This is a genomic window from Sphingomonas sp. SDUR79, from assembly GCF_056821745.1.
Genome location: NZ_JBPDIN010000001.1, coordinates 360,490 through 379,953 on the forward strand (window position 1 = coordinate 360,490; position 19,464 = coordinate 379,953).

General features: G+C 67.6%; 19 protein-coding genes. 3 read left to right on the forward strand and 16 right to left on the reverse strand.

The window, feature by feature from the left end:
* Positions 1–15: 15 nt before the first annotated feature.
* Entirely contained in the window at positions 16–1,443 is a 1,428-nt protein-coding gene (gene gltX / locus ACRYLO_RS01595) for a glutamate--tRNA ligase (RefSeq protein ID WP_482658550.1), read from the reverse strand.
* Positions 1,444–1,588: 145 nt separating this feature from the next.
* Here gltX and ACRYLO_RS01600 point away from each other — a divergent pair, with 145 nt between their 5' ends.
* On the forward strand, positions 1,589–3,727 hold the full coding sequence (locus ACRYLO_RS01600) for a ComEC/Rec2 family competence protein (RefSeq protein WP_482658551.1): 2,139 nt from the start codon (positions 1,589–1,591) through the stop codon (positions 3,725–3,727).
* Between the two features lie 181 nt (positions 3,728–3,908).
* Here the strand turns inward: ACRYLO_RS01600 and ACRYLO_RS01605 are convergent, their stop codons facing one another.
* The 12 genes from ACRYLO_RS01605 to ACRYLO_RS01660 form a co-directional block, all read right to left on the reverse strand.
* Positions 3,909–4,319, reverse strand: coding sequence for a GFA family protein (locus ACRYLO_RS01605; RefSeq protein WP_482658552.1), 411 nt, complete (start codon positions 4,317–4,319; stop codon positions 3,909–3,911).
* Positions 4,320–4,424: 105 nt separating this feature from the next.
* Positions 4,425–5,093, reverse strand: a complete 669-nt coding sequence (gene lexA / locus ACRYLO_RS01610; protein WP_439539238.1) for a transcriptional repressor LexA — start codon at positions 5,091–5,093, stop codon at positions 4,425–4,427.
* Positions 5,094–5,164: 71 nt separating this feature from the next.
* Entirely contained in the window at positions 5,165–6,349 is a 1,185-nt protein-coding gene (locus ACRYLO_RS01615) for a molybdopterin molybdotransferase MoeA (RefSeq protein WP_482658553.1), read from the reverse strand.
* Positions 6,350–6,387: 38 nt separating this feature from the next.
* Positions 6,388–7,329, reverse strand: coding sequence for a PilZ domain-containing protein (locus tag ACRYLO_RS01620; protein WP_482658554.1), 942 nt, complete (start codon positions 7,327–7,329; stop codon positions 6,388–6,390).
* Between the two features lie 245 nt (positions 7,330–7,574).
* Positions 7,575–8,045: a cyclic pyranopterin monophosphate synthase MoaC gene (gene moaC / locus ACRYLO_RS01625; protein ID WP_482658555.1), complete on the reverse strand. Its 471-nt coding sequence runs from the start codon at positions 8,043–8,045 to the stop codon at positions 7,575–7,577.
* The gene (gene trpC / locus ACRYLO_RS01630; protein WP_482658556.1) at positions 8,042–8,827 is read right to left on the reverse strand and encodes an indole-3-glycerol phosphate synthase TrpC; all 786 of its coding nucleotides are present in this window, start codon (positions 8,825–8,827) and stop codon (positions 8,042–8,044) included. The genes moaC and trpC overlap by 4 nt, the downstream gene beginning before the upstream one ends.
* Positions 8,824–9,819 carry an anthranilate phosphoribosyltransferase gene (gene trpD / locus ACRYLO_RS01635; protein WP_482658557.1) on the reverse strand — a complete coding sequence of 332 codons (996 nt, stop codon included), beginning with the start codon at positions 9,817–9,819 and terminating at the stop codon, positions 8,824–8,826. Before trpD ends, trpC begins: the two co-directional genes overlap by 4 nt.
* Positions 9,820–9,891: 72 nt before the next feature.
* Positions 9,892–10,464: a hypothetical protein gene (locus ACRYLO_RS01640; RefSeq protein WP_482658558.1), complete on the reverse strand. Its 573-nt coding sequence runs from the start codon at positions 10,462–10,464 to the stop codon at positions 9,892–9,894.
* A gap of 97 nt (positions 10,465–10,561) precedes the next feature.
* Positions 10,562–10,954: a PilZ domain-containing protein gene (locus tag ACRYLO_RS01645; protein WP_482658559.1), complete on the reverse strand. Its 393-nt coding sequence runs from the start codon at positions 10,952–10,954 to the stop codon at positions 10,562–10,564.
* A gap of 104 nt (positions 10,955–11,058) precedes the next feature.
* Entirely contained in the window at positions 11,059–11,643 is a 585-nt protein-coding gene (locus ACRYLO_RS01650; protein WP_482658560.1) for an anthranilate synthase component II, read from the reverse strand.
* 37 nt (positions 11,644–11,680) lie between these two features.
* Positions 11,681–13,114 (reverse strand): 8'-apo-carotenoid 13,14-cleaving dioxygenase, encoded by a 1,434-nt coding sequence (locus tag ACRYLO_RS01655; protein WP_482658561.1) that lies wholly within the window; start codon positions 13,112–13,114, stop codon positions 11,681–11,683.
* Between the two features lie 33 nt (positions 13,115–13,147).
* Positions 13,148–14,083 carry a D-2-hydroxyacid dehydrogenase gene (locus ACRYLO_RS01660; RefSeq protein ID WP_482658562.1) on the reverse strand — a complete coding sequence of 312 codons (936 nt, stop codon included), beginning with the start codon at positions 14,081–14,083 and terminating at the stop codon, positions 13,148–13,150.
* Between the two features lie 161 nt (positions 14,084–14,244).
* Here ACRYLO_RS01660 and ACRYLO_RS01665 point away from each other — a divergent pair, with 161 nt between their 5' ends.
* Positions 14,245–15,957, forward strand: a complete 1,713-nt coding sequence (locus ACRYLO_RS01665; RefSeq protein WP_482658563.1) for a DUF1800 domain-containing protein — start codon at positions 14,245–14,247, stop codon at positions 15,955–15,957.
* Positions 15,958–15,968: 11 nt separating this feature from the next.
* The gene (locus tag ACRYLO_RS01670; protein ID WP_482658564.1) at positions 15,969–17,339 is read left to right on the forward strand and encodes a DUF1501 domain-containing protein; all 1,371 of its coding nucleotides are present in this window, start codon (positions 15,969–15,971) and stop codon (positions 17,337–17,339) included.
* 42 nt (positions 17,340–17,381) lie between these two features.
* On the opposite strand, the gene ACRYLO_RS01675 is transcribed toward ACRYLO_RS01670, so the two are convergent.
* From ACRYLO_RS01675 to ACRYLO_RS01685, 3 genes are read right to left on the reverse strand one after another with little or no spacing between them, the layout of a single operon-like run.
* On the reverse strand, positions 17,382–17,666 hold the full coding sequence (locus ACRYLO_RS01675) for a hypothetical protein (protein ID WP_482658565.1): 285 nt from the start codon (positions 17,664–17,666) through the stop codon (positions 17,382–17,384).
* Between the two features lie 56 nt (positions 17,667–17,722).
* Positions 17,723–19,153, reverse strand: a complete 1,431-nt coding sequence (gene cysS / locus ACRYLO_RS01680) for a cysteine--tRNA ligase (protein ID WP_482658566.1) — start codon at positions 19,151–19,153, stop codon at positions 17,723–17,725.
* A 50-nt stretch (positions 19,154–19,203) separates the two neighbouring features.
* Positions 19,204–19,431, reverse strand: a complete 228-nt coding sequence (locus tag ACRYLO_RS01685) for a hypothetical protein (RefSeq protein ID WP_482658567.1) — start codon at positions 19,429–19,431, stop codon at positions 19,204–19,206.
* Positions 19,432–19,464: the final 33 nt, after the last annotated feature.

Here is a 19,464-nt window from a genome sequence, read left to right on the forward strand (position 1 = left end):
CTTCAGCCGTCCGTGTCAATTGCCCGGGGAGGCCGTCATCTGATCTGCAATGCGGCTGAGGCTTTCGTCGCGCCCCAGCAAGAAGAGCACGTCGTAAATCCCCGGTGAGGTGCGCTTGCCGGTGAGCGCCGCGCGCAATGGCTGTGCCACCGCGCCCAGTTTGACCCCCGCCGACTCCGCGACCTCACGTACCGCAGCTTCGAGTGCTTCCGTATTCCAGTCCGCCACCGCGTCAAGCGCGCTGTGCAGTTGCGAAATAAGTTCGCGTGCGGGGCCTTCAAGCAGCGGCACCGCATCCGCGTCGATTTGAAGCGGGCGGGTGGCGAACAGGAAGGCCGCGCCATTGGCGATTTCGATCAGGCTGGCGGCGCGCGGCTTCAGCGCGTGCATGCTGCGCTGCAGAAGATCGCGCTGTTCGGCGGTCGGCTCGAACGGCAGGAACTTGGCGGCCAGTTCGGCGAGGCGGGCATCGTCGGCGGCGCGGATGTAGTGGCCGTTGAGGCTGTCGAGCTTTTTGAGGTCGAAACGCGACGGCGACTTGCCGACGCCGTCGAGCGTGAACCACTCGATCGCCTGCGTCCGGTCGATGATCTCGGCATCGCCATGCCCCCAGCCGAGGCGGAGGAGATGGTTGAACAGTGCCTCGGGCAGTACGCCGAGTTCGTCGCGGTAATCGTTGACGCCGAGCGCGCCGTGCCGCTTCGACAGCTTCGCGCCGTCCGCGCCGTGGATCAGCGGGATATGGGCATAGGTCGGCTCGGCCCAGTTCATCGCACGGATGATCGTCAGCTGGCGGAAGGCGTTGTTGAGGTGATCGTCGCCGCGGATCACGTGGGTCACGCCCATGTCGTGATCGTCGACCACCACCGCGAGCATATAGGTCGGCGTGCCGTCCGAACGCAGCAGGACCATGTCGTCCAGCTCGGCATTCTGCACCGTCACTTCGCCCTGGACGAGGTCGCGGATCGTCGTCGCGCCCTCCCGCTCGGCGCGGATACGGACGACATAAGGCTGATCGAGCGGGCCATCGCTGCGGTCGCGCCACGGGCTGCGGATGCGATAGGGTTGCTTCGCCGCCTGCGCCGCTTCGCGCTGCGCCGCGATTTCCTCCTGCGTCATCCAGCAGCGATAGGCGTGGCCGCTCTCCAGCATCGCGTGCGCGACTTCGGCGTGCCGATCGGCGCGGGCGAACTGATAGACTTCCTCGCCATCCCAATCGAGGCCGAGCCAGCACATCCCGTCGAGGATCGCGGCGATGGCGGGCTCGGTCGAGCGCGCGCGGTCGGTATCCTCGATCCGCAACAGGAACTTGCCACCATGATGGCGGGCGAACAGCCAGTTGAACAAGGCGGTGCGTGCGCCGCCGATGTGCAGGAAGCCGGTCGGCGAGGGCGCGAAGCGCGTAACGATGGTGGCGCCCGAAGGCTCAACTACTGCGCTCAACCGCGCGATCTCCAGCTTGCAAAGGGTGGCCGGGATGGCCGGCTGCGCCCCTAGCACGCGGTGCGATGCGCTTCAAACCGCAGTGATACGTAGGGTATTGGAGTGGGTTGCGTAGGGACTATGGCTGGACCAAGCTGCACTCCCGATGGGGACCGACGCCGCGCGCGCATGGGGGCCGATGCGGTTCCCGACCCCGGCATGGCCGGGCGGCGTCGCCGCGCGGGTCGAGCGCTGGCTGGAGGTCGAGCGCGGGCAGTTGTTCCTGTGGGTGCCGGTGATGATCGGCGCGGGCATCGCGGCGTGGTTCGCGTTGCCCGATGCGGCGCGCTGGGGCGCGGTGATCCTGGGTGGCCTTGCGCTCGCGGCCGCGGGGCTGGCGGTGGGGCGCAGCGGGCGTGCGGCGCGGGTGCTGGTGTGGGCTGGGCTGCTCGTCGCGCTGGGTTGTGCGCTGGTGTGGTGGCGGGCGGAGCGGGTCGCCGCGCCGGTGCTGGCGCGCCCGGCGGTGGTGCAGGTCGTGGGCAGCGTTGTGCGGATCGAGCCGATGCCGGCGCGGGAGCTGGTGCGGCTGCGCATCGCGACCGATGCGGGGAGCGCGCTGCCCCGGCAGGTGCGGGTCAATCTGGCGGTGAAGGACATGCCCGATGGGCTGACCCCGGGTGCGCGGGTGCGGGTGCGCGCGCGGCTGATGCCGCCCGCGCCGCCGGCGGTGCCGGGGGCCTATGATTTCGAGCGGGTGGCGTGGTTTGACGGGCTGGGCGCGACCGGGCGGGGGTTTGCGCCGGTCGAGGTAATCGCGCCGGGCCGACCCGATAGCGGGCTGCGCGCGCGGCTGACTGCGCATGTGCAGTCGCGGGTCGAGGGGAGCGCGGGCGGGATTGCGGCGGCGCTGGTGACCGGTGATCGCGGGGCGATTTCCGAGGAGGATGCGGAGGCGCTGCGGCGATCGGGGCTGGCGCATCTGTTGTCGGTCAGCGGGCTGCATGTGACGGCAGTGGTTGGGGCGACGATGTTGCTGGTGCTGCGGTTGCTGGCGCTCAGCCCGTGGCTGGCGCTGCGCTGGCCGCTGCCGGTGATCGCGGCGGGCGTCGCGGGCGTGACGGCGGTAGGCTATACGTTGCTCACCGGGGCGGAGGTGCCGACGGTGCGGTCGTGCATCGCGGCGCTGATGGTGCTGGCGGCGATGATGCTGGGGCGACAGGCGATCACGCTGCGGCTCGTCGCGTTCGGTGCGCTGGTGGTGCTGTTGCTGTGGCCCGAGGCGCTGATGGGCCCAAGCTTTCAGATGAGCTTTGCCGCGGTCACCGCGATCGTCGCGCTGTATGAAAACCAGCGCGTGCGCGGCTGGTTCGAGCGGCGCGAGGAGGGGTGGGGACGGCGGCTGGTGCGCGGGGTTGCGTCGCTGTTGCTGACCGGCCTGGTGGTCGAGATCGCGTTGACGCCGATTGCGCTGTACCATTTCCACAAGTCGGGCCTGTACGGCTCGCTGGCCAATATCGTGGCGATCCCGCTGACGACCTTCATCGTGATGCCGTTCGAGGCGGCGGGGCTGGTGTTCGACGCTGTGGGATTGGGCGCGCCCTTTTGGTGGGTGGCGGAGCAGGGGCTGCATCTGTTGCTGTGGATCGCGCATACCGCCGCGAATGCGCCTGGCGCGCTGGCGATGCTGCCCGCGATGCCGGGCGAGGCCTATGCGCTGATGGTGGTGGGGGGCGTGTGGATCGCACTGTGGCGGACGCGGATGCGGCTCGCGGGGCTGGTGCCGGTTGTCTTAGGCGGGGTCTGGGCGTTGGCGACGCCGATGCCGGACCTGCTGGTGACCGGGGACGGTCGGCATCTGGCGCTGCGGATGCCCGGCGGTGAACTGGCGCTGCTGCGCGATCGGGCCGGGGACTATGTGCGCGACACGCTGGCTGAGAATGGCGGGGTGGACGCGGAATTGCCTGCGCTGGCTGAACAGCGCGATGCGCGGTGCAGTGCGGACCTGTGCATGGTGACAGTCGAGCGCGGCGGGCGCGAATGGCGGATCGCGGCGACGCGCAGCGGCTATCGCGTGCCTTGGCACGAGATGGTGGCCTTCTGTGCCTCAGCCGACATCATCGTCGCGGACCGCTGGCTGCCGCGCGGGTGCGTGCCGAAATGGCTGAAACTGGACCGGGCGAAGCTGGAGGAGACGGGCGGGGTAGCGATCACGTTCGGGGAGCGCCCGACGGTGGTGACGGTGCGGCGCGCGGGGGCGCGACATCCGTGGCTGGAGGCGGAGACGGTGATGCCGGCGCGGGAGTGAGGACCCGCAGCGCTCCGTCCTTACACGTTCGTCACCCCGGCCTTGTGCCGGGGTCCACTTGGCCGCACATCCGGCGCTCAAGCCTCATGCTTTGCGCCTGCCTCCCGGTGGACCCCGGCACAAGGCCGGGGTGACGCCGAAGGGGGGCGCCCGCGATCAGACGACAGGGCCTGCGAGGCTGCTACGCCCCGCCCGGAAATCGCTCGAACTGCGGCAAGGCATGTGCATCCTTCATCCAGCCGATGCGGTCGGCGGTCTGGATGTGTGCGGCAGCGGGGACGGCGTCGGGGTTGTCGAGGGTCGATGCCTGGACATCGACAAGGCCCGGCAGATTGGTCGCGTTGCGGTAAAGCAGGCCGGTGCCGCAGGTTTCGCAAAACCAGCGGCGGCCGGTGTCGGATGAGGCGTATTCGCGGGGGGACCCCTGCGTCACCGTCACCGCGTCCTCGGGGTACATCGCCCAGCCAACCATCGGCGCACCGGCGCAGCGGCGGCAATCGCTGCAGTGGCACAGCGCCTGACCGCCGTGCAGCGGCTCGCCGTCGATTTCGTAGCGCACCGCGCCGCAATGGCATCCGCCGGTCAGGGTCATGCTGGCTCTCCCTCAGTTCCGGACGGGGTATGACTTGGCGTGTTCGCCCTAGCCTCACCGCCCCACCCCAACCCCTCCCCTGAAGGGGAGGGGCTATTCCAGGCCTCAGTACCGCCGCAGCAGTCCGGCCAGCTTACCCTGCACCCGCACCTGATCGGGGCGGTAGCGCTGGGGGTCGTAGCTGCGGTTCGCCGGGTCGAGGCGGACCATGCTGCCCTCGTTCCGGAAATATTTCAGCGTCGCTTCCATCTCGTCGATCAGCGCGACCACGATCTCGCCGTCGCGTGCGGTTTCCTGGCGGCGGATCAGCGCATAGTCGCCGTCGAAGATCCCGGCCTCGACCATCGAATCCCCGGCCACCTCAAGCGCATAATGGTCGCCTGAACCGAGCAACGCGGCGGGGACGGGGAGCATCGTCGATCCCTCCATCGCCTCGATCGGTACGCCCGCAGCGATGCGCCCGTGCAGCGGGATTTCGATCACGTCATTCGCCGGCTGCGGCGCGGGGCGCGGCATCGCGACGACGCTGGACTTGGCCGCGGGCTTCTTGGTCTCGCCGCGCTCGGGCATCTTGACCACTTCGAGCGCACGCGCGCGATTGGGCAGGCGACGCAGGAAGCCGCGTTCCTCCAGCGCCGAGATCAGGCGGTGGACGCCCGACTTGGACTTGAGGTCGAGCGCGTCCTTCATCTCCTCAAACGAGGGCGAAACCCCGGTATCGGCCAGACGGTCGGCGATGAAGCAGATCAGCTCATGCTGCTTCTTCGTAAGCATTGGACGTCCCCTATCAAGAACAGACATGGAACGTTTACGCCTTGTTCCACGCCCCGTCAAGCGGGTCCGAATCAGCCAATGTCGAGGATTTCCACCGAGTCGCCCAGTGCGGCCGCCGGAACATGTGGAGCACGCACGATCAGGCAATCCGCAGCGGCCAAAATGCGCAGCATCGAGCTGTCCTGACGGTCGGCGGGGATGACGCGCCCGTCGCAATGGACCGCGCGGATATGGTCGGCGCGCGGGCCATTGGCGGGCAGCGTGGTGCCAAGGATTGCGGTGCGGCGGCGGGGCAGGGGGTCGGCCGCGCCGGAAAGATACGCGACCATCGGCAGGACGAAGAGCCAGGCCGTGACATGCGCCGACACCGGGTTGCCGGGCAGGCCGATCACGACGGTATCGCGCATCCGTCCGGCCATCACCGGCTTGCCGGGGCGCATCGCGACCCTCCAGAAATCGATTTCGGCCCCCGCCGCCTCCAGCGCCGGACGGACGAGGTCGTGGTCGCCCACCGACGCGCCGCCGCTGGTGACGAGCAGATCGGCGTTGACTGCGGCGAATGCGGTCGTCAGCGCGTCGATCCGGTCGGGCAGGATGCCGAGGTCGATCAGGTCGACCGGCAGCGTCGCCAGCATCGCGGCCAGCATCGCGCCGTTGCTTTCAGGAAGCTCGCCCTGCCCGAGCAGCGCACCGGGCGCGCGAAGTTCGTCCCCGGTGGCGGCAATGGCGATACGGATGCGGCGGCGGACGGGAAGGGTGGCATGACCCGCAATCGCGGCGAGCGCGATCCGCGCCGGGGTCAGCTGCGCGCCCGCATCGATCACGATCGCGTCGCGGGAAAAATCGAGCCCGACCGGTCGCACATGCGCGCCGCGCGCAGGCGGACCGTTGCCGTCCAGTTTCAGCGCGTCAGCGTCCCGCTCCGCTTCTTCCTGCACCAAAATCGTGTCGGCACCATCGGGCACCGCCGCACCGGTAAAGATGCGGACCGCCGCACCCGGCGCGACCGATCCGGCAAAGGGCCGTCCCGCCGCGCTCTCGCCGATCACCCGCCATGGGCCGGGAAGCTCGGCGAAGCGGATCGCATAGCCGTCCATGGCCGAGAGCGGCAGCTCGGGCTGGGTGCGCAGTGCGACCACCGGCGCGGCGGCCCAGCGCCCGGCGGCGTCGCGCAGCGGCACATGCTCGACCGTCACCGGGTCGGCCATTGCAAACAGGCGTTCTTGCGCTTCCGCCAAAGAGATCATGTCGGCCATGGCCCCGATTAGCCGGGGCGCGGCCTATGGTCGAGGCGTCACCGGGGCCGCGCGGCCTCGCTCAACCGGCTCATCTCGTGCGGGCGCAGCGGCAGGCGGAATTCGGCGACATGGCGCGCGCCATGACATTCGATCACCCGGATCGGCCAGCCGCCGATCTGCGGCAGCGACAGCCACAGGCCGCACAAGGGCGCGAATTCGGTTTCGCTCTCGAACTCGACCAGTGCGTTGCTGAGCGAGGTGATCTGCGCATTCCACCAGCTGCTGCCCGATCGGACATGGGTCGCCGCATCCAGCTTGATCGCATTCTTGACCGCGCCCAGCGGCGACGCACTCCCCACCATCGGCTCCTGCGCCACTGGCGGGCGGCGATTGGCGACCTGCCGCAGCCACGGCATCAGGACCTGCCAGCCCAGTTCCTCGGCAAAAGCGATGCCGGCCTGACCGCGTTCGGTCCAGCGGATCTCGCCAGCGATCGGCCGCAGCCCGTCGAGCGTGACCTCGACCGCCTCGCCCACGCGCAACGCGGCGCGCGTTTCGACGCCAAGGCCCGCCGGAGAGAGGTTGCGGGTCCAGGCAAAATCGACCTGATCGCCGTGACGAATGCACAACCGCTGGCGCAGCTCGACGCGCGGCATCTGGCGGCGCTCGCTGGGCAATGCGGCAAGGCAGCGGGCAAGCGCCCCAACGACGTCGAGCGGTTCGTCGAAGCAAAAGGTGAATGCGGCGGGGTCGTCGCCCAGTACCGATCCTTCGGCACTGACGCCAAAGGGCAGTTCGATCCGGCCACGATCACCATCGGTGAGCGGCCCGCTGACGGTGAGCGTTGCGCCGGCGGAGGTAATGCGGTGGACGAAGCAGTCGCGGATGCCGTCGCTGCCGATCAATCGGGCGTGGGCAGCATTCTCGCCGTTGCCGGGCGGAACCGGGTCGAGTCCGTCCGACAGTGAAAATATGGCAGACCGCCCTGAACCCGACATAACGCCCCACAACTGAACGGAAAAGCTGTGGGCCCCGCGCCGTCAAGATTCGCTGAGCGAGCGCGGTAAGGGGTAGGTTAACCCTGCTGGGCTTGGCGTAGTTTTGATCCTCCCCCGCCCGGGGGAGGTGGCACGCGAAGCGTGACGGAGGGGGCGGAAGCAAGTCGGCAAGAGGTGACAGGACATCGCCGTCCTCCCCCTCCGTCGCCTGCGGCGCCACCTCCCCCTTGCGGGGGAGGATCAATTTAGGTTGCGTGCCAGTCGCCGGACTTGCCGCCGCGCTTTTCGATCAGCCGCACCGCGCCGATCTCCATCGTCCGGTCGAGCGCCTTGGCCATGTCGTAGACGGTGAGCAGCGCGACGGTGACGGCGGTCAGCGCCTCCATCTCCACGCCGGTGCGACCGGTCAGGCCGACCGTGGCGGTGGCGGTGACGCCGCCGTCATCGGGGACCAGGTCGAGCGTGACCTTGCTCAGCGCCAGCGGGTGGCACAGCGGGATCAGGTCGCTGGTCTTTTTCGCCGCCATGATCCCGGCGATGCGCGCGACGGCGATGACGTCGCCTTTCTTGAGCAGGCCGTTGCGGATCGCCCCGGCGGCCTCGGCCGACATGGTGATCCGCCCGGTGGCGATGGCGACGCGTTCCGTCTCGGCCTTCCCACCGACATCGACCATGCGCGCCGCGCCGCTGGCGTCGAGATGGGTCAGGTCGCTCACCCGATCATCGCCCGCGTTGCCGCCTCGACATCGTCCTCGCGCATCAGCGACTCGCCGATCAGGAAACAGCGCACGCCACGCTCCGCCATCGTGTCGAGGTCGGCGCGGCTGGTCAGCCCGCTTTCGGCGACGAAGGTGCAGCCTTCGGGCGCGCGACCGACCAGTTCATAGGTGCGGTCGAACGAGACGGTGAAGTCCTTGAGGTTGCGGTTGTTGACCCCGATCAGCCGCGACTTGAGCGCAAGTGCGCGGTCGAGCTCTTCCGCGTCATGCACCTCGACAAGAACGTCCATGCCGAGGCCGATCGCCGCGTCCTCGATCTCCGCCATCTGCGCATCTTCGAGCGCGGCGACGATGATCAGGATCGCGTCGGCGCCGATGCTGCGCGCCTCCAGCACCTGCCACGGGTCGATCATGAAATCCTTGCGGATCACCGGAAGCGCGCAGGCGGCGCGCGCGGCGATCAGATAGTCCTCATGCCCCTGAAAGAACGGTGCATCGGTCAGCACCGACAGGCACGCCGCGCCGCCGGCGGCATAGGCGCGGGCGTGGGCGGGCGGATCGAAATCGGCACGGATCAGCCCCTTGGACGGCGAGGCTTTCTTGATCTCCGCGATCAGGCCGTATCCGCTTGCTGCCTTGGCATCCAAAGCGGCGCGAAAGCCGCGCGGCGGGGTTTGTGCCATCGCCAGCGCCTGAAGGGCCGCGAGCGACGTCGCCGCCTTGCGCTCCGCCACTTCGCCGCGCTTCACCGCGATGATTTCATCCAACATCGTGCTCATGCGGCGGCGATCCAGCAGTCGAGCAGCGCTTTGGCAAGCCCCTTGTCGATCGTCTCCGCCGCTTCCTCCGCGCCCTCGCGCAGATCGATCGCTTCGCCCGCGACCACCAGCGCCGCGGCGGCGTTGAGCAGCACCGCGTCGCGATAGGCCCCGCGCTCGCCATCGAGCAGGCGGCGCAGTGCCGCGGCATTCTCCTGCGCATCGCCACCGCGCAGGGCGGCGAGCGGGTGGGCGGCCAGGCCGGCGTCGGCAGGGGTCACGCGCGCGGGCAGGCTGACATCGCCGATGCTGACCACCAGCGAACCACCTTCGGGCGACAGTTCGTCCAGCCCTTCCTCACCCGCGACGATCGCCGCGCCCTTGACGCCCAGTTGCGCCAGCGCCTCGGCATAGATCGGCGCATAATCGGGGCGGGCGATGCCGATCAGCTGGCGCTGCACCCCCGCCGGGTTGGCGAGCGGACCCATCAGGTTGAAGATCGTCCGCCGCCCGATGCGCTTGCGGATCGGCGCGATCCGGCCCAGCGCCGGGTGATATTTCGCCGCGAACAGGAAGGCGATGCCGATATCGTTGAGGTGCGCCTCCGCATTCGCCGCCGCGCGATCGAGGTCGAGGCCGAGTGCCTCCAGCGTATCGGCTGCGCCCGATTTGGAGCTCGCCGCGCGGTTGCCATGTTTGGCGACCGGCACGCCTGCCGCTGCGACGACAATTGCCACGGCGGTCGATACGTTGAGCGTATGCTGCCCGTCGCCGCCGGTGCCGCACACGTCGATGGCATTGGCGGGCGCACTGACCCGGATCACCCGCGCGCGCATCGCCCGTGCCGCCTCGGCAATCTCGATACTGGTTTCGCCGCGATCGGACAGGGCGATCAGGAACGCCTCGATCTCCGCGTCGGCGGCGCGGCCGTCGAGGATATGGGCGAATGCCTGCGCCGCGCTTTCGCGGGCGAGCGGGCTGGAGGGGTCGGGAAGGAGGCTGAAGCTGGTCACGCCGCCTCTATTCCGGGGTGCGCTGCGCGAGTCGAGCAAATCCTGTTGCGCGTGGGCAAAGCGCGGCTGCGGTCAGCCCTCTTCCCAAGGCGCCGCGGGGCAGGCGCCATCTGCGACCTCCAGCCGCACGATCCGGTTCATGCCGGTCACGGGATCGACAATGTAGCGCAGCTTGACGCGGCTGTCGGCGCGGACCGGGCCATTATCGACTGCCGACGCCTTGAAGGCGCGACCCATATCGCCGCTGCCATAGCTGAATTCCTGCCCGGCGACGCGCCAATGCTCGTCGGTGGCGGTCGAGGTGCTGAGCGCCCGCGAGCGCGGCTCGGGTCCATAATGGTCGAGACACCCCTCCACCGCCCGCACCCGTCCGGCCGCGAGTTCCGCGCCGAGCGCGCGTTCACGCCTGTGCTGGTGGATGCTGCCAAAAATGAAGGCGGCGGCGCAGACCGCGATGAACACGGTGACGAACCAGGTCATCCGCCCTGCACGCGGCCGACCGCCGCGATAACCCCGCACGATGCGCACGCCAAGCGCGAGCACGATCAACGCCAGGCCCCCTCCGGCGACCCCGATCCACAGGATCATCGGATCGGCAGGCTGGCCGGCAATGTCGAATACCAGGCGATATGGAGCCGGCGGCATCAGCTTTCTCCCGGCGCAAGGGTGGAAGGCGGCGCGCGGCGATGCAACCGATCGTTTCAGTTCGGCAATGATAGTCCGGGACGCTGCCCTGCCGGTGTCAGCGTCGATACGGGCTGTTGAGGTCCTGCACCCAACCTGCGGTGACACCGCGATTGACCACAGTAGCCGGGCGCGGCGCTGGCGGGGCGATGATCGCCTTTGACCGCGCGGCATCCGGGTCGATCGTTTCGGCGAAGCGCAGGCCCGCCAGATCGTCCCGAACCCAGATCACGGTCGCGCCGACCGCCTTCAGCACGCCGACCGACACCAGCACGGTCGCGCCGGGCTTCAGTCCATCCGCGCGATCGATCCGCGCACCGCCGGCCGACAGGTCCTTGATCCGGTGCTTGGTCGGCGCACCGCCACCAAAGCCGCAAATCTCCGCACCCAGCAACACCTGCTGGCGTGGCTTCCGCGGGGTTTGGGATTCGTGGATCGCTGCTTCGCCCATGGTTTGACCTTCCGGCTCCGCGCATGACGGACCCGCAGTTACGACGTTGCCCGGGACGTTAGCGCGAATGGGTTAAGCCGATATTGACTTCGGTCCCCGGCGGCTCAAGCCAGCTGCTTCGCCTCCAGTCCCGCGATCCTCATGAAATTCGCCAGCATCGCATGGCCATGCTCGGTCGCGATGCTTTCCGGGTGAAATTGGACCGAATGGATCGGCAGGTCGCGGTGGCGGAATGCCATGACGCTGCCGTCCGACGCGGTGGCGTTGACCACCAAGGCGTCGGGAATGTCGGTGACGATCAGCGAGTGATAGCGGGTTGCGGTGAACGGGCTGGGCAGCCCTTCGAACAGGCCGGTGCCGTCATGGCTGACCGGCGACGTCTTGCCGTGCATCAGCCCGCCGCGCACGACCTTGCCCCCGAAATGCTGGCCGATCGACTGGTGGCCGAGGCACACGCCAAGCAGCGGCTTGCCCGCTTGCGCGCACGCGGCGACGAGGTCGAGGCTGATCCCCGCTTCGTTCGGGGTGCATGGGCCGGGGGAGAGCAGGAATGCCTGCGCATTGCTGGCAATCGCCTCCTGCGCGGTGAGCGCGTCGTTGCGCACCACCTTCACCTCCGCGCCCAACTCCATCAGATAATGGACGAGGTTCCAGGTGAAGCTGTCGTAATTGTCGATGACGAGGATCATGTTTGCCGCCTAGCGCGAAGCAGCGGTTCCGACAATCTCAGCCATCGGCGATCCAGTTGCCGTGGAAACCGGGCGGCACGCGATGCGGGATGCGGATGCTGGCCACCGGCTTGCGGTCGAACCGCTGCGCATCGAGAATCATCAGATCGGTGGCCTCGCTGTTGCGGTCGATGACCAGCCCGATCAGCCAGCCTTCGTCCTCACCCTTGTCGCCGGGGACGAAGACGAATTCGCCGGGCACCTTGGACTTCCCGAAATCATGGGTGAGGCGACCGCCCGTTTTGATGTCGTGGCGGAAAATCTTGCCGTCGCCGAGCTGATCGGGTGAGGCCACGCCGGTAAGGCCGAGCGTATAGGTGTAGCGGTGCTGGCGCGTGGTCAGCCGCTCGTCGATCCGGGGAAATTCCTGCGGCGTCTTGTCAATCACCGCGCGGTCGATTCGCCGTGCCTTCGGATCGATCGTCCAGCGTTCGAACGCGCGCGGATTGACGTCCGGTCCCATCGTGCTGGTCGCGAACATGCTGTCATAAACGATCGCGTCGAGCAGGATCTTGCCGTCCGCCGTCTCCTGCGCATTGGCGGCGTGGAAGATGTAGAGCGGATCGACGTCGATCCAGATCATCTCGGCGGCGGTGCCGCGGCGCGGCATCAGGCCAATCCGCGCCTGATGCTTCGGGTTCCAGATATAGGGAAAGGCATAGCCCGATATCGCCCGCTTCATCGAGAAGATGACGGGCAGGTCGAACACCAGCACATAATTGGGCGTGACCGCACAGTCATGCACCGACGGCCCGTCTTGCACCGGGATCGGCTCGCTGCGGATCACCTTGGCATCGGTGTTCAGCGCGACGTGCCACAGCTGGTTCTGGTTCATCCCGAAATAGCAGACGGCGTGCAGCTCGCCGGCATAGGGGTCGAGATGCGGATGCGCCGAGATCGGCCCCTTCAGCGTCCCGCCGAACCGGTCATAGGCTTCGGAGTCGAGCGTTTCGGACAGCCGCACCGGTGCCTCGCCCGCTTCGACCAGCGCCCACGCCTTGCCACCGATGCCAAGCACATTGGTGTTGACCGATCCGCCCGCGCCGGGCGCGGCGGGCAGGCCGGTGATCTTGGCGACGCGGTTCGAGCGGATCCAGCGGTTGCGATACCATGCCGCCTTGCCACCCTCGATCCGGATGCCGTGGACCATGCCATCGCCAGTGAACCAGTGGGTCTTGGCCGCGTCGATATCCCCCGCCGGATTGGGGCCGATGCGCAGATAGCGGCCGCTCAGCGCGGGCGGAATCGTGCCGGTCACCTTGAGGTTGGCGAGGGTCTTTTCCTCGGTCATCGGCTTGTGGATGCCGTTGAGGAACGGGTTGGCCATCGGCTCGGCAAAGGCTGTACCGGGGATCGCAGCGCCGGCAGGGGTGAGCACGGCGGCGCGTAGCAGGGCGCGGCGGTCGAGTGCGATGTCGTCGATTGGCGGCATGTCGGCCCCCCCTTTTGCCAAGTGTAACCGGCTTCAATAGCCCGCGTCGAGATCGACGATATTCCGCATCGGTTTGCCCGCCATGAAGGCCTGCGCGTTCTCCAGAAACAGCGCGGCGGAGCGCATGAACATCTTCGTCTGCGAGCGGCCGGACAGGTGCATCGAGTGGATCGTGTTGGGTGCGGTCCAGAGCGGGTGGTCGGCGGGCAGCGGCTCGGGCGTCACCACGTCGAGGAATGCGCCGCCGATCCGCCGCTTGTGCAGCGCCGCGATCAGCGCGTCCTGATCGACCATGTCGCCGCGCGCGATGTTGATCAGCCACGCGCCGGGCTTCATCGCCGCGAGTTCATCTGCACCGAACATCGCGCCGGTCTGTGCGGTCGAGGGGGCGGCGAGGACGACCCAGTCATACTCGCCGATCCGCTCGCGCCACGCGTCTGGCGTGAGCGTACCGTCGCGGCCCGAGCGGGTGACGCCGGTCACACTCACGCCGAACGCCGCCAGCCGATCCCCGATCATCCGCCCGATCGTGCCATAGCCGATCACCAGCGCGCGCGTTTCGAACAGCTCGACCTTGCCCGGCGCATCGCCCGGCCATTCGCGCCGGTCGGCGATGCGCACCACTTCGTCGAAGCGCTTGGCGGCGGCGAGGATGCCGAGCACCGCATATTCGGCGACCGCGATCGCATTGATGCCGACGCCATTGGTCAGGATCGTGCCGCGCGCCTTGAGCAAATCGATGTCGAACGCGTCGATCCCGGCATAGATGGTCGACAGCCATTTGAGCCGTTCGCCCGCCGCCGCGATCTCTCCGGTCCAGCCTGGCCGGTTCATGTCGACCCAGCCGATATCGGCATCGCCGATCATCGCCAGCGCCTCCTCGCGGCTGGTGAACCAATGCGCGTCGATCCCGGCGGGCAGGCCGGGTTCGATCAGCGGGCGGGCGAGCGCGGGCAGCACGGCTTTCATGCGCCAAGGATGGCGCGATCCGCGCGCCGGGGCAATCGCGCGACGCGAAGTTGGTTTGCGACAAATTGATACTCTTTTGGTCTGGCGTGCTGCAGCCGAAAGGGGAATGTTCGGGCGGGACGACATGGCGCGGGAGGTGCCGTGCGTCCGGGGTGGGACCGATGGACAAACTGGAATCGCCGCTGATCGCGCTGGATGAACCGCTCGCGCCGCAACCGTCGGCTGCCGGTGAGGTCGCACGCGCGGGGGGCAGCTTCACGGCGGTCGGGGTCAGCGGGCTCGCGCTGGCATTGGCGGCGTGTGACTCGGGTGGCGGCGGCGGGGGCGGGGTGGTCTCCACGCCCGGGCCGACGCCCACGCCCAGCCCCAGCCCGGCGCCGATCAGCGCGGCACAGGCCAGCCGCTTCCTGGCGCAGGCAACCATGGGCGCGACCGCCGCCGACATCGCTGATGTCCAGGCGCGCGGTTATGACGCATGGATCACCGCCGAATTCGCGAAGCCGCGCCCGACCAGCCTGTGGGACTGGCTGGTCAGCAAGGGCTATAACGACGCGGCCAACGTCAATAACCAGAACGGCTTCGACAATGCCATGTGGAGCCAGCTGACCGGTGCGGGCGATCAGCTGCGCCAGCGCGTCGGCATGGCGCTGCTCGAGATCCTGGTGGTCGGGATCGACGGGGTGAACCTGAGCTGGCGGCAATTCGCGATGGCCGCCTATGTCGACATCCTCATGGACAATGCGTTCGGCAATTTCCGCACGCTGATCGAGCGGGTGACCTACAACCCCGCAATGGGGTCGTTCCTGACCTATCTCGGTAACCGCAAGGCGGACAGCCGCACCGGATCGGTCCCGGACGAGAATTATGCGCGTGAGCTGATGCAGCTGTTCACCATCGGCCTGCAACGGCTCAACATGGATGGCAGCGTGGTGACGTCGGGCGGGCAACCGATCGAAACCTATACCCCGGCGGATGTGTCGGGGCTGGCGCGGGTGTTCACCGGCCTCGTGCTCGACAGTTCGGACAATAGTACGCCCGACCGGTATCGCCGGGCGATGATCTTCAACACCGGCCAGCATGAGACTGGCGCGTCAAGCTTCCTCGGCACCGATGTGCCGGCGGGGGTGTCAGGAGCCGATGCGGTCAAACAGGCGCTCGACACGATCTTCGCGCACCCCAACGTCTCGCCGTTCGTGTCGAAACAGCTGATCCAGCGGCTGATCACCAGCAACCCCTCGGCGGCCTATGTCGGCCGCGTCGCGGCGAAGTTCGCCGATAACGGCTCGGGCGTGCGCGGCGACATGCAGGCGGTGATCCGCGCGATCCTGATGGACAGCGAGGCGCGGACCGAGCCGAGTGCGGCCAGCGCGGGCAAGCTGCGCGAACCGGTGATGCGCCTGACCGGCTGGGCGCGCGCATTCGGCGCGACCAGCGTGTCGGGCAACTGGACGACGGGGAATACCAGCAGCGGCACCAACCGGCTGGCGCAATCGATGGGACGCAGCCCGTCGGTCTTCAACTTCTTCCGCCCCGGCTACACCCCGCCCAATACGCCCATCGCCACCGCCGGGCTGGTCGCGCCGGAATTGCAGATCACCAATGAAATCAGCGTCGTCGGCTATGTGAACTATATGCAGGCGGTGGTGAACAACACGACCGACCTGCGCACCGATTATGGCGGGGTTTCCAGCCTGGCATCGGACAGCGCGGCACTGGTCGACCGGGTCAATTTGTGGCTGGCGGCGGGGCAGCTGTCGAGCGCCACGGTAACCGCGATCCGCGCCGCGGTGGACAGCTCGACCAACACCAATAACCGCATCGCGATCGCCGTCCTGCTGACGATGGCGTCGCCCGAATTTCTGACGTGCAAGTGAGGGGCCGGGACATGGACCAGAACCAATCGCGCCGCGCCTTCCTCAAGCGCACCGCCGCACTCGGTGCAGCGGGTGCCGCCGCGCCCTTCGTCACCCAGCTTGCCGCGATCGGCGAGGCATCGGCGGCGGTCGCCAGCGATTACAAGGCTTTGGTGTGCATCTTCCTCTATGGCGGCAATGATTACGCCAACACGCTGCCGCCCTATGACAGCGCGACCCATGCCGCCTATCTCGCACAGCGCCCGACGCTGGGCCACACGCGCGACAGCCTGACCGCGACCCTGCTCAACCCGGGCAATTCACTCGGCGGGCGGCAATTCGCGCTCGCGCCGGCCATGGCGTCGCTGCTGCCGCTGTTCAACGCGGGCAAGCTTGCCCCGGTGCTCAATGTCGGCACATTGGTGCGGCCGACGACCAAGGCCGAGTATAACGCCCGCTCGGTCGCGCTGCCGCCCAAGCTGTTCAGCCACAACGACCAGCAAAGCTATTGGCAGGCATCGAGCGCGGAGGGCGCGACATCGGGCTGGGGCGGGCGGATCGGGGACCTGCTGCAGAGCGGTAACGGCACCAGCGCGCTGACCTGTATCAGCGCGTCGGGCAATGCGGTGTATCTGTCGGGGCGCAGTTCGATCCAGTATGTCACCGGAACCAACGGCCCGACCGCGCTGATCAACGGCGCATCGACGCTGTTCGGATCGGCCACCGCCGCCAGCACGCTGCGGACGCTGATGGGCGGGGCACAGGCGAACCTGATCGCCAACGAACACGCCACCGTGTCGAAACGCGCGCTCGACCTCTATGCGCAGGTCAATGGCGCGCTTGGCAGCGCACCGGCGGCGAACTTCACGCTGTTCCCGACCGGCAACTCGCTGGCGGACCAGCTCAAGATCGTCGCGCGGCTGATTTCGGTGTCTCAGGAACTGGGCGCGAAGCGGCAGGTGTTCTTCGTCTCGCTCGGCGGCTGGGACATGCACGATTTCCTCGTGCGCGATCACCCGACCCTGGTCGGCCGCGTCGCCGACGCGATGCGCGCCTTTTACGACACCACCAACGCGCTGGGCATCGCGGACAAGGTGACCAGCTTCACCGCATCTGATTTCGGCCGCACGCTGACGCAGAATGACGACGGCTCCGACCATGGCTGGGGGTCGATGCACTTTGTGCTGGGCGGCGCGGTCAATGGCGGGCGCATCTACGGCACCGCCCCCGATTTCGGGCACAATACGCCGAGTGATGTCGGGCAGGGGCGGCTGCTGCCCACGACCTCGGTCGATCAATATGCCGCGACGCTGGCGAGCTGGTTCGGGGTGTCGGCGGGGAATATGTCGACGGTGCTGCCGAATATCGGGAACTACTCGACGACGAATCTGGGGTTTGTTTGAGGGAGGCGAGTCGCCGGTCGGCTAGCCACCTCGGATTAGGCCTTAGTTATCCAGCGGCGTGATCAGTACCTTGGCACCCGATTGTGCGACGTTACGGACCTTCTCCATGAAGTCAGGGCCACTTCCTTCGTCAACAGGTCCGATCTCGTTCCAATTTTCATCAATGATCGCGGCTCGATAGAAGCCAGTGAGATGCCGGGCTACGGAAACGAAGCTGCTTGCCGGGCCGTCACCGCAGGCCTTGCAGGCTAGGATATAGCTTCCGTGCTGCACGACCATGTGTAGGTCGCTTGTACCGCACATCTGGCAGGCTGCTTCATCTGACATGATTGGATCAGTACCTGGGCATCTATCTGATTGCCACTAATCAAGGCCGTCCGACCCTAGACCTCCACCCGCCAGTCCCACCCGATCGGGTCGCCGTCCATCACCTCGACTCCCGCGCCGATCAGCTCGTCGCGGATCGCGTCTGATCGAGCGAAGTCTTTCGCGGCGCGGGCTTCTTTCCGCTGCGCCAGTCGCGTTTCGATCTCCGCTTCGGTGACCAGTGCATCTGCCGGGCGGACGCGCAGGTCGGCGCGGCTGAGGTCGAGCAGGTTGAGGCCGAGCGCGGTGTCGAATTGCGTCAGCGTCATCAGCCGCGCTTCCTGGCCCAATTGCTTGTCGGCGAGCAATTCCTCGAGCACCGGCAGCGCCTTGGGGGTGTTGAGGTCGTCCGACATCGCCGCGTCGAGCCGCTCGAGATAGCTGGCCGCGTTGCCGCCACCCTTGCCCTCGGTCGCGCGGAACTTCTCCGCCGCGAGCACCAGCCGCCGTAGTCGCACGAGCGCCGCCATCAGATTCTCGCCGCTGAACTCCAGCTCGCTGCGATAATGCGCGCTCAGGCACATCAGGCGATAGGCGAGCGGATGCACGCCCTTTGCCACCAGCGCGTCGAGCGTGGCGATGCCGCCCTTGGACTTCGACATTTTCCCGCCGCGATCGACGAGGAAATTGTTGTGCATCCAGATCTTCGCGCCCGAATTCGCGCAACCGCAATGCGCCTGATTCTGCGCGATTTCGTTGACGTGGTGGATCTCGCGATGGTCGATCCCGCCGGTGTGGATGTCGAACGGCAGGCCGAGCAGCTCGGCGCTCATCACCGAGCATTCAAGGTGCCAGCCCGGCGCGCCGCGGCCCCAGGGTGAATCCCACTCCATCTGCCGCGTCTCGCCCGGCGGGGTGGTGCGCCAGATTGCGAAGTCCTGCGGGTGGCGCTTGCCCTCGACGCTCTCGATCCGGCCTTCACCCGCATCGTCCTGCCCGCCCGACAGCTTGCCGTAGTCGGGCACGGTGCTGCTGTCGAAATACAGGCCGCTATCGAGCTGGTAGCAATGCTGGTCGGCAATGCCCTTGGCGAACGCGATCATCTTGGCGACGTAATCGGTCGCCAGCGGCATGTGATCGGGGGTGCGGATGTTGAGGTCGCGCAGGTTGCGGCGGAACACGTCGGCATAGTGGCGCGAGATATCCCACGCGCTCAGGCCGCGCTTCTTCGCCGCCGCCTCCATCTTGTCCTCGCCTGCATCGGCGTCGGAGGTCAGATGGCCGACATCGGTAATGTTGATAACATGGGTAAGGGCGTGGCCCTTCCACCGCAGCACGCGGCTGAGCGTATCGGTAAAGACATAGGCGCGCAGATTGCCGAGATGCGGGTCGCTATAGACCGTCGGCCCGCACGAATAGACGCGCACGCCCTTGGCGGGGTCGATCGGCGCGAAGGCTTCGCTCGCGCGGGTGAGGCTGTTGTAGAGGGTGAGCGTGGCGCCAGTCATGCGTCGCGCATAGCGCGGGGGAGGCGGCTTACCAACCTCCCCGCGCGGTTTTAGGCAGCGAGCGGTTTGGCCTTCTCGCTGACGCGGAACGTCCCCGCACCAAAGCTGCCGCCATTGTTGATCGGCAGCGCGGTGGCGCAAAAGGCGCATTCGGCGGTCATCCGCCCGATGGACCACTGGGATTGGCCGCATCCAGGGCAGATATTCTGCTCACCCGGGCGAAAGGCAATGCGATAGCCGCTATTGGCGGCGGTGAAGGGGGTCGTGTCGTAAAACATCGGCTCGTCTCCAGACTTGCTCGGTTCGACGCA

What these genes read in the sequence shown, in the direction of transcription:
- lexA (WP_439539238.1), bottom strand. Translation starts at nt 5,093, where the DNA reads ATGCTTACGAAGAAGCAGCATGAGCTGATCTGCTTCATCGCCGACCGT.
- ACRYLO_RS01655 (WP_482658561.1), bottom strand. Translation starts at nt 13,114, where the DNA reads ATGCCGCCAATCGACGACATCGCACTCGACCGCCGCGCCCTGCTACGC.
- ACRYLO_RS01675 (WP_482658565.1), bottom strand. Translation starts at nt 17,666, where the DNA reads ATGTCAGATGAAGCAGCCTGCCAGATGTGCGGTACAAGCGACCTACAC.
- ACRYLO_RS01660 (WP_482658562.1), bottom strand. Translation starts at nt 14,083, where the DNA reads ATGAAAGCCGTGCTGCCCGCGCTCGCCCGCCCGCTGATCGAACCCGGC.
- ACRYLO_RS01645 (WP_482658559.1), bottom strand. Translation starts at nt 10,954, where the DNA reads ATGGGCGAAGCAGCGATCCACGAATCCCAAACCCCGCGGAAGCCACGC.
- ACRYLO_RS01665 (WP_482658563.1), top strand. Translation starts at nt 14,245, where the DNA reads ATGGACAAACTGGAATCGCCGCTGATCGCGCTGGATGAACCGCTCGCG.
- ACRYLO_RS01650 (WP_482658560.1), bottom strand. Translation starts at nt 11,643, where the DNA reads ATGATCCTCGTCATCGACAATTACGACAGCTTCACCTGGAACCTCGTC.
- ACRYLO_RS01670 (WP_482658564.1), top strand. Translation starts at nt 15,969, where the DNA reads ATGGACCAGAACCAATCGCGCCGCGCCTTCCTCAAGCGCACCGCCGCA.
- ACRYLO_RS01600 (WP_482658551.1), top strand. Translation starts at nt 1,589, where the DNA reads ATGGGGACCGACGCCGCGCGCGCATGGGGGCCGATGCGGTTCCCGACC.
- cysS (WP_482658566.1), bottom strand. Translation starts at nt 19,153, where the DNA reads ATGACTGGCGCCACGCTCACCCTCTACAACAGCCTCACCCGCGCGAGC.
- ACRYLO_RS01640 (WP_482658558.1), bottom strand. Translation starts at nt 10,464, where the DNA reads ATGCCGCCGGCTCCATATCGCCTGGTATTCGACATTGCCGGCCAGCCT.
- ACRYLO_RS01620 (WP_482658554.1), bottom strand. Translation starts at nt 7,329, where the DNA reads ATGTCGGGTTCAGGGCGGTCTGCCATATTTTCACTGTCGGACGGACTC.
- ACRYLO_RS01615 (WP_482658553.1), bottom strand. Translation starts at nt 6,349, where the DNA reads ATGGCCGACATGATCTCTTTGGCGGAAGCGCAAGAACGCCTGTTTGCA.
- trpC (WP_482658556.1), bottom strand. Translation starts at nt 8,827, where the DNA reads ATGAGCACGATGTTGGATGAAATCATCGCGGTGAAGCGCGGCGAAGTG.
- ACRYLO_RS01685 (WP_482658567.1), bottom strand. Translation starts at nt 19,431, where the DNA reads ATGTTTTACGACACGACCCCCTTCACCGCCGCCAATAGCGGCTATCGC.
- ACRYLO_RS01605 (WP_482658552.1), bottom strand. Translation starts at nt 4,319, where the DNA reads ATGACCCTGACCGGCGGATGCCATTGCGGCGCGGTGCGCTACGAAATC.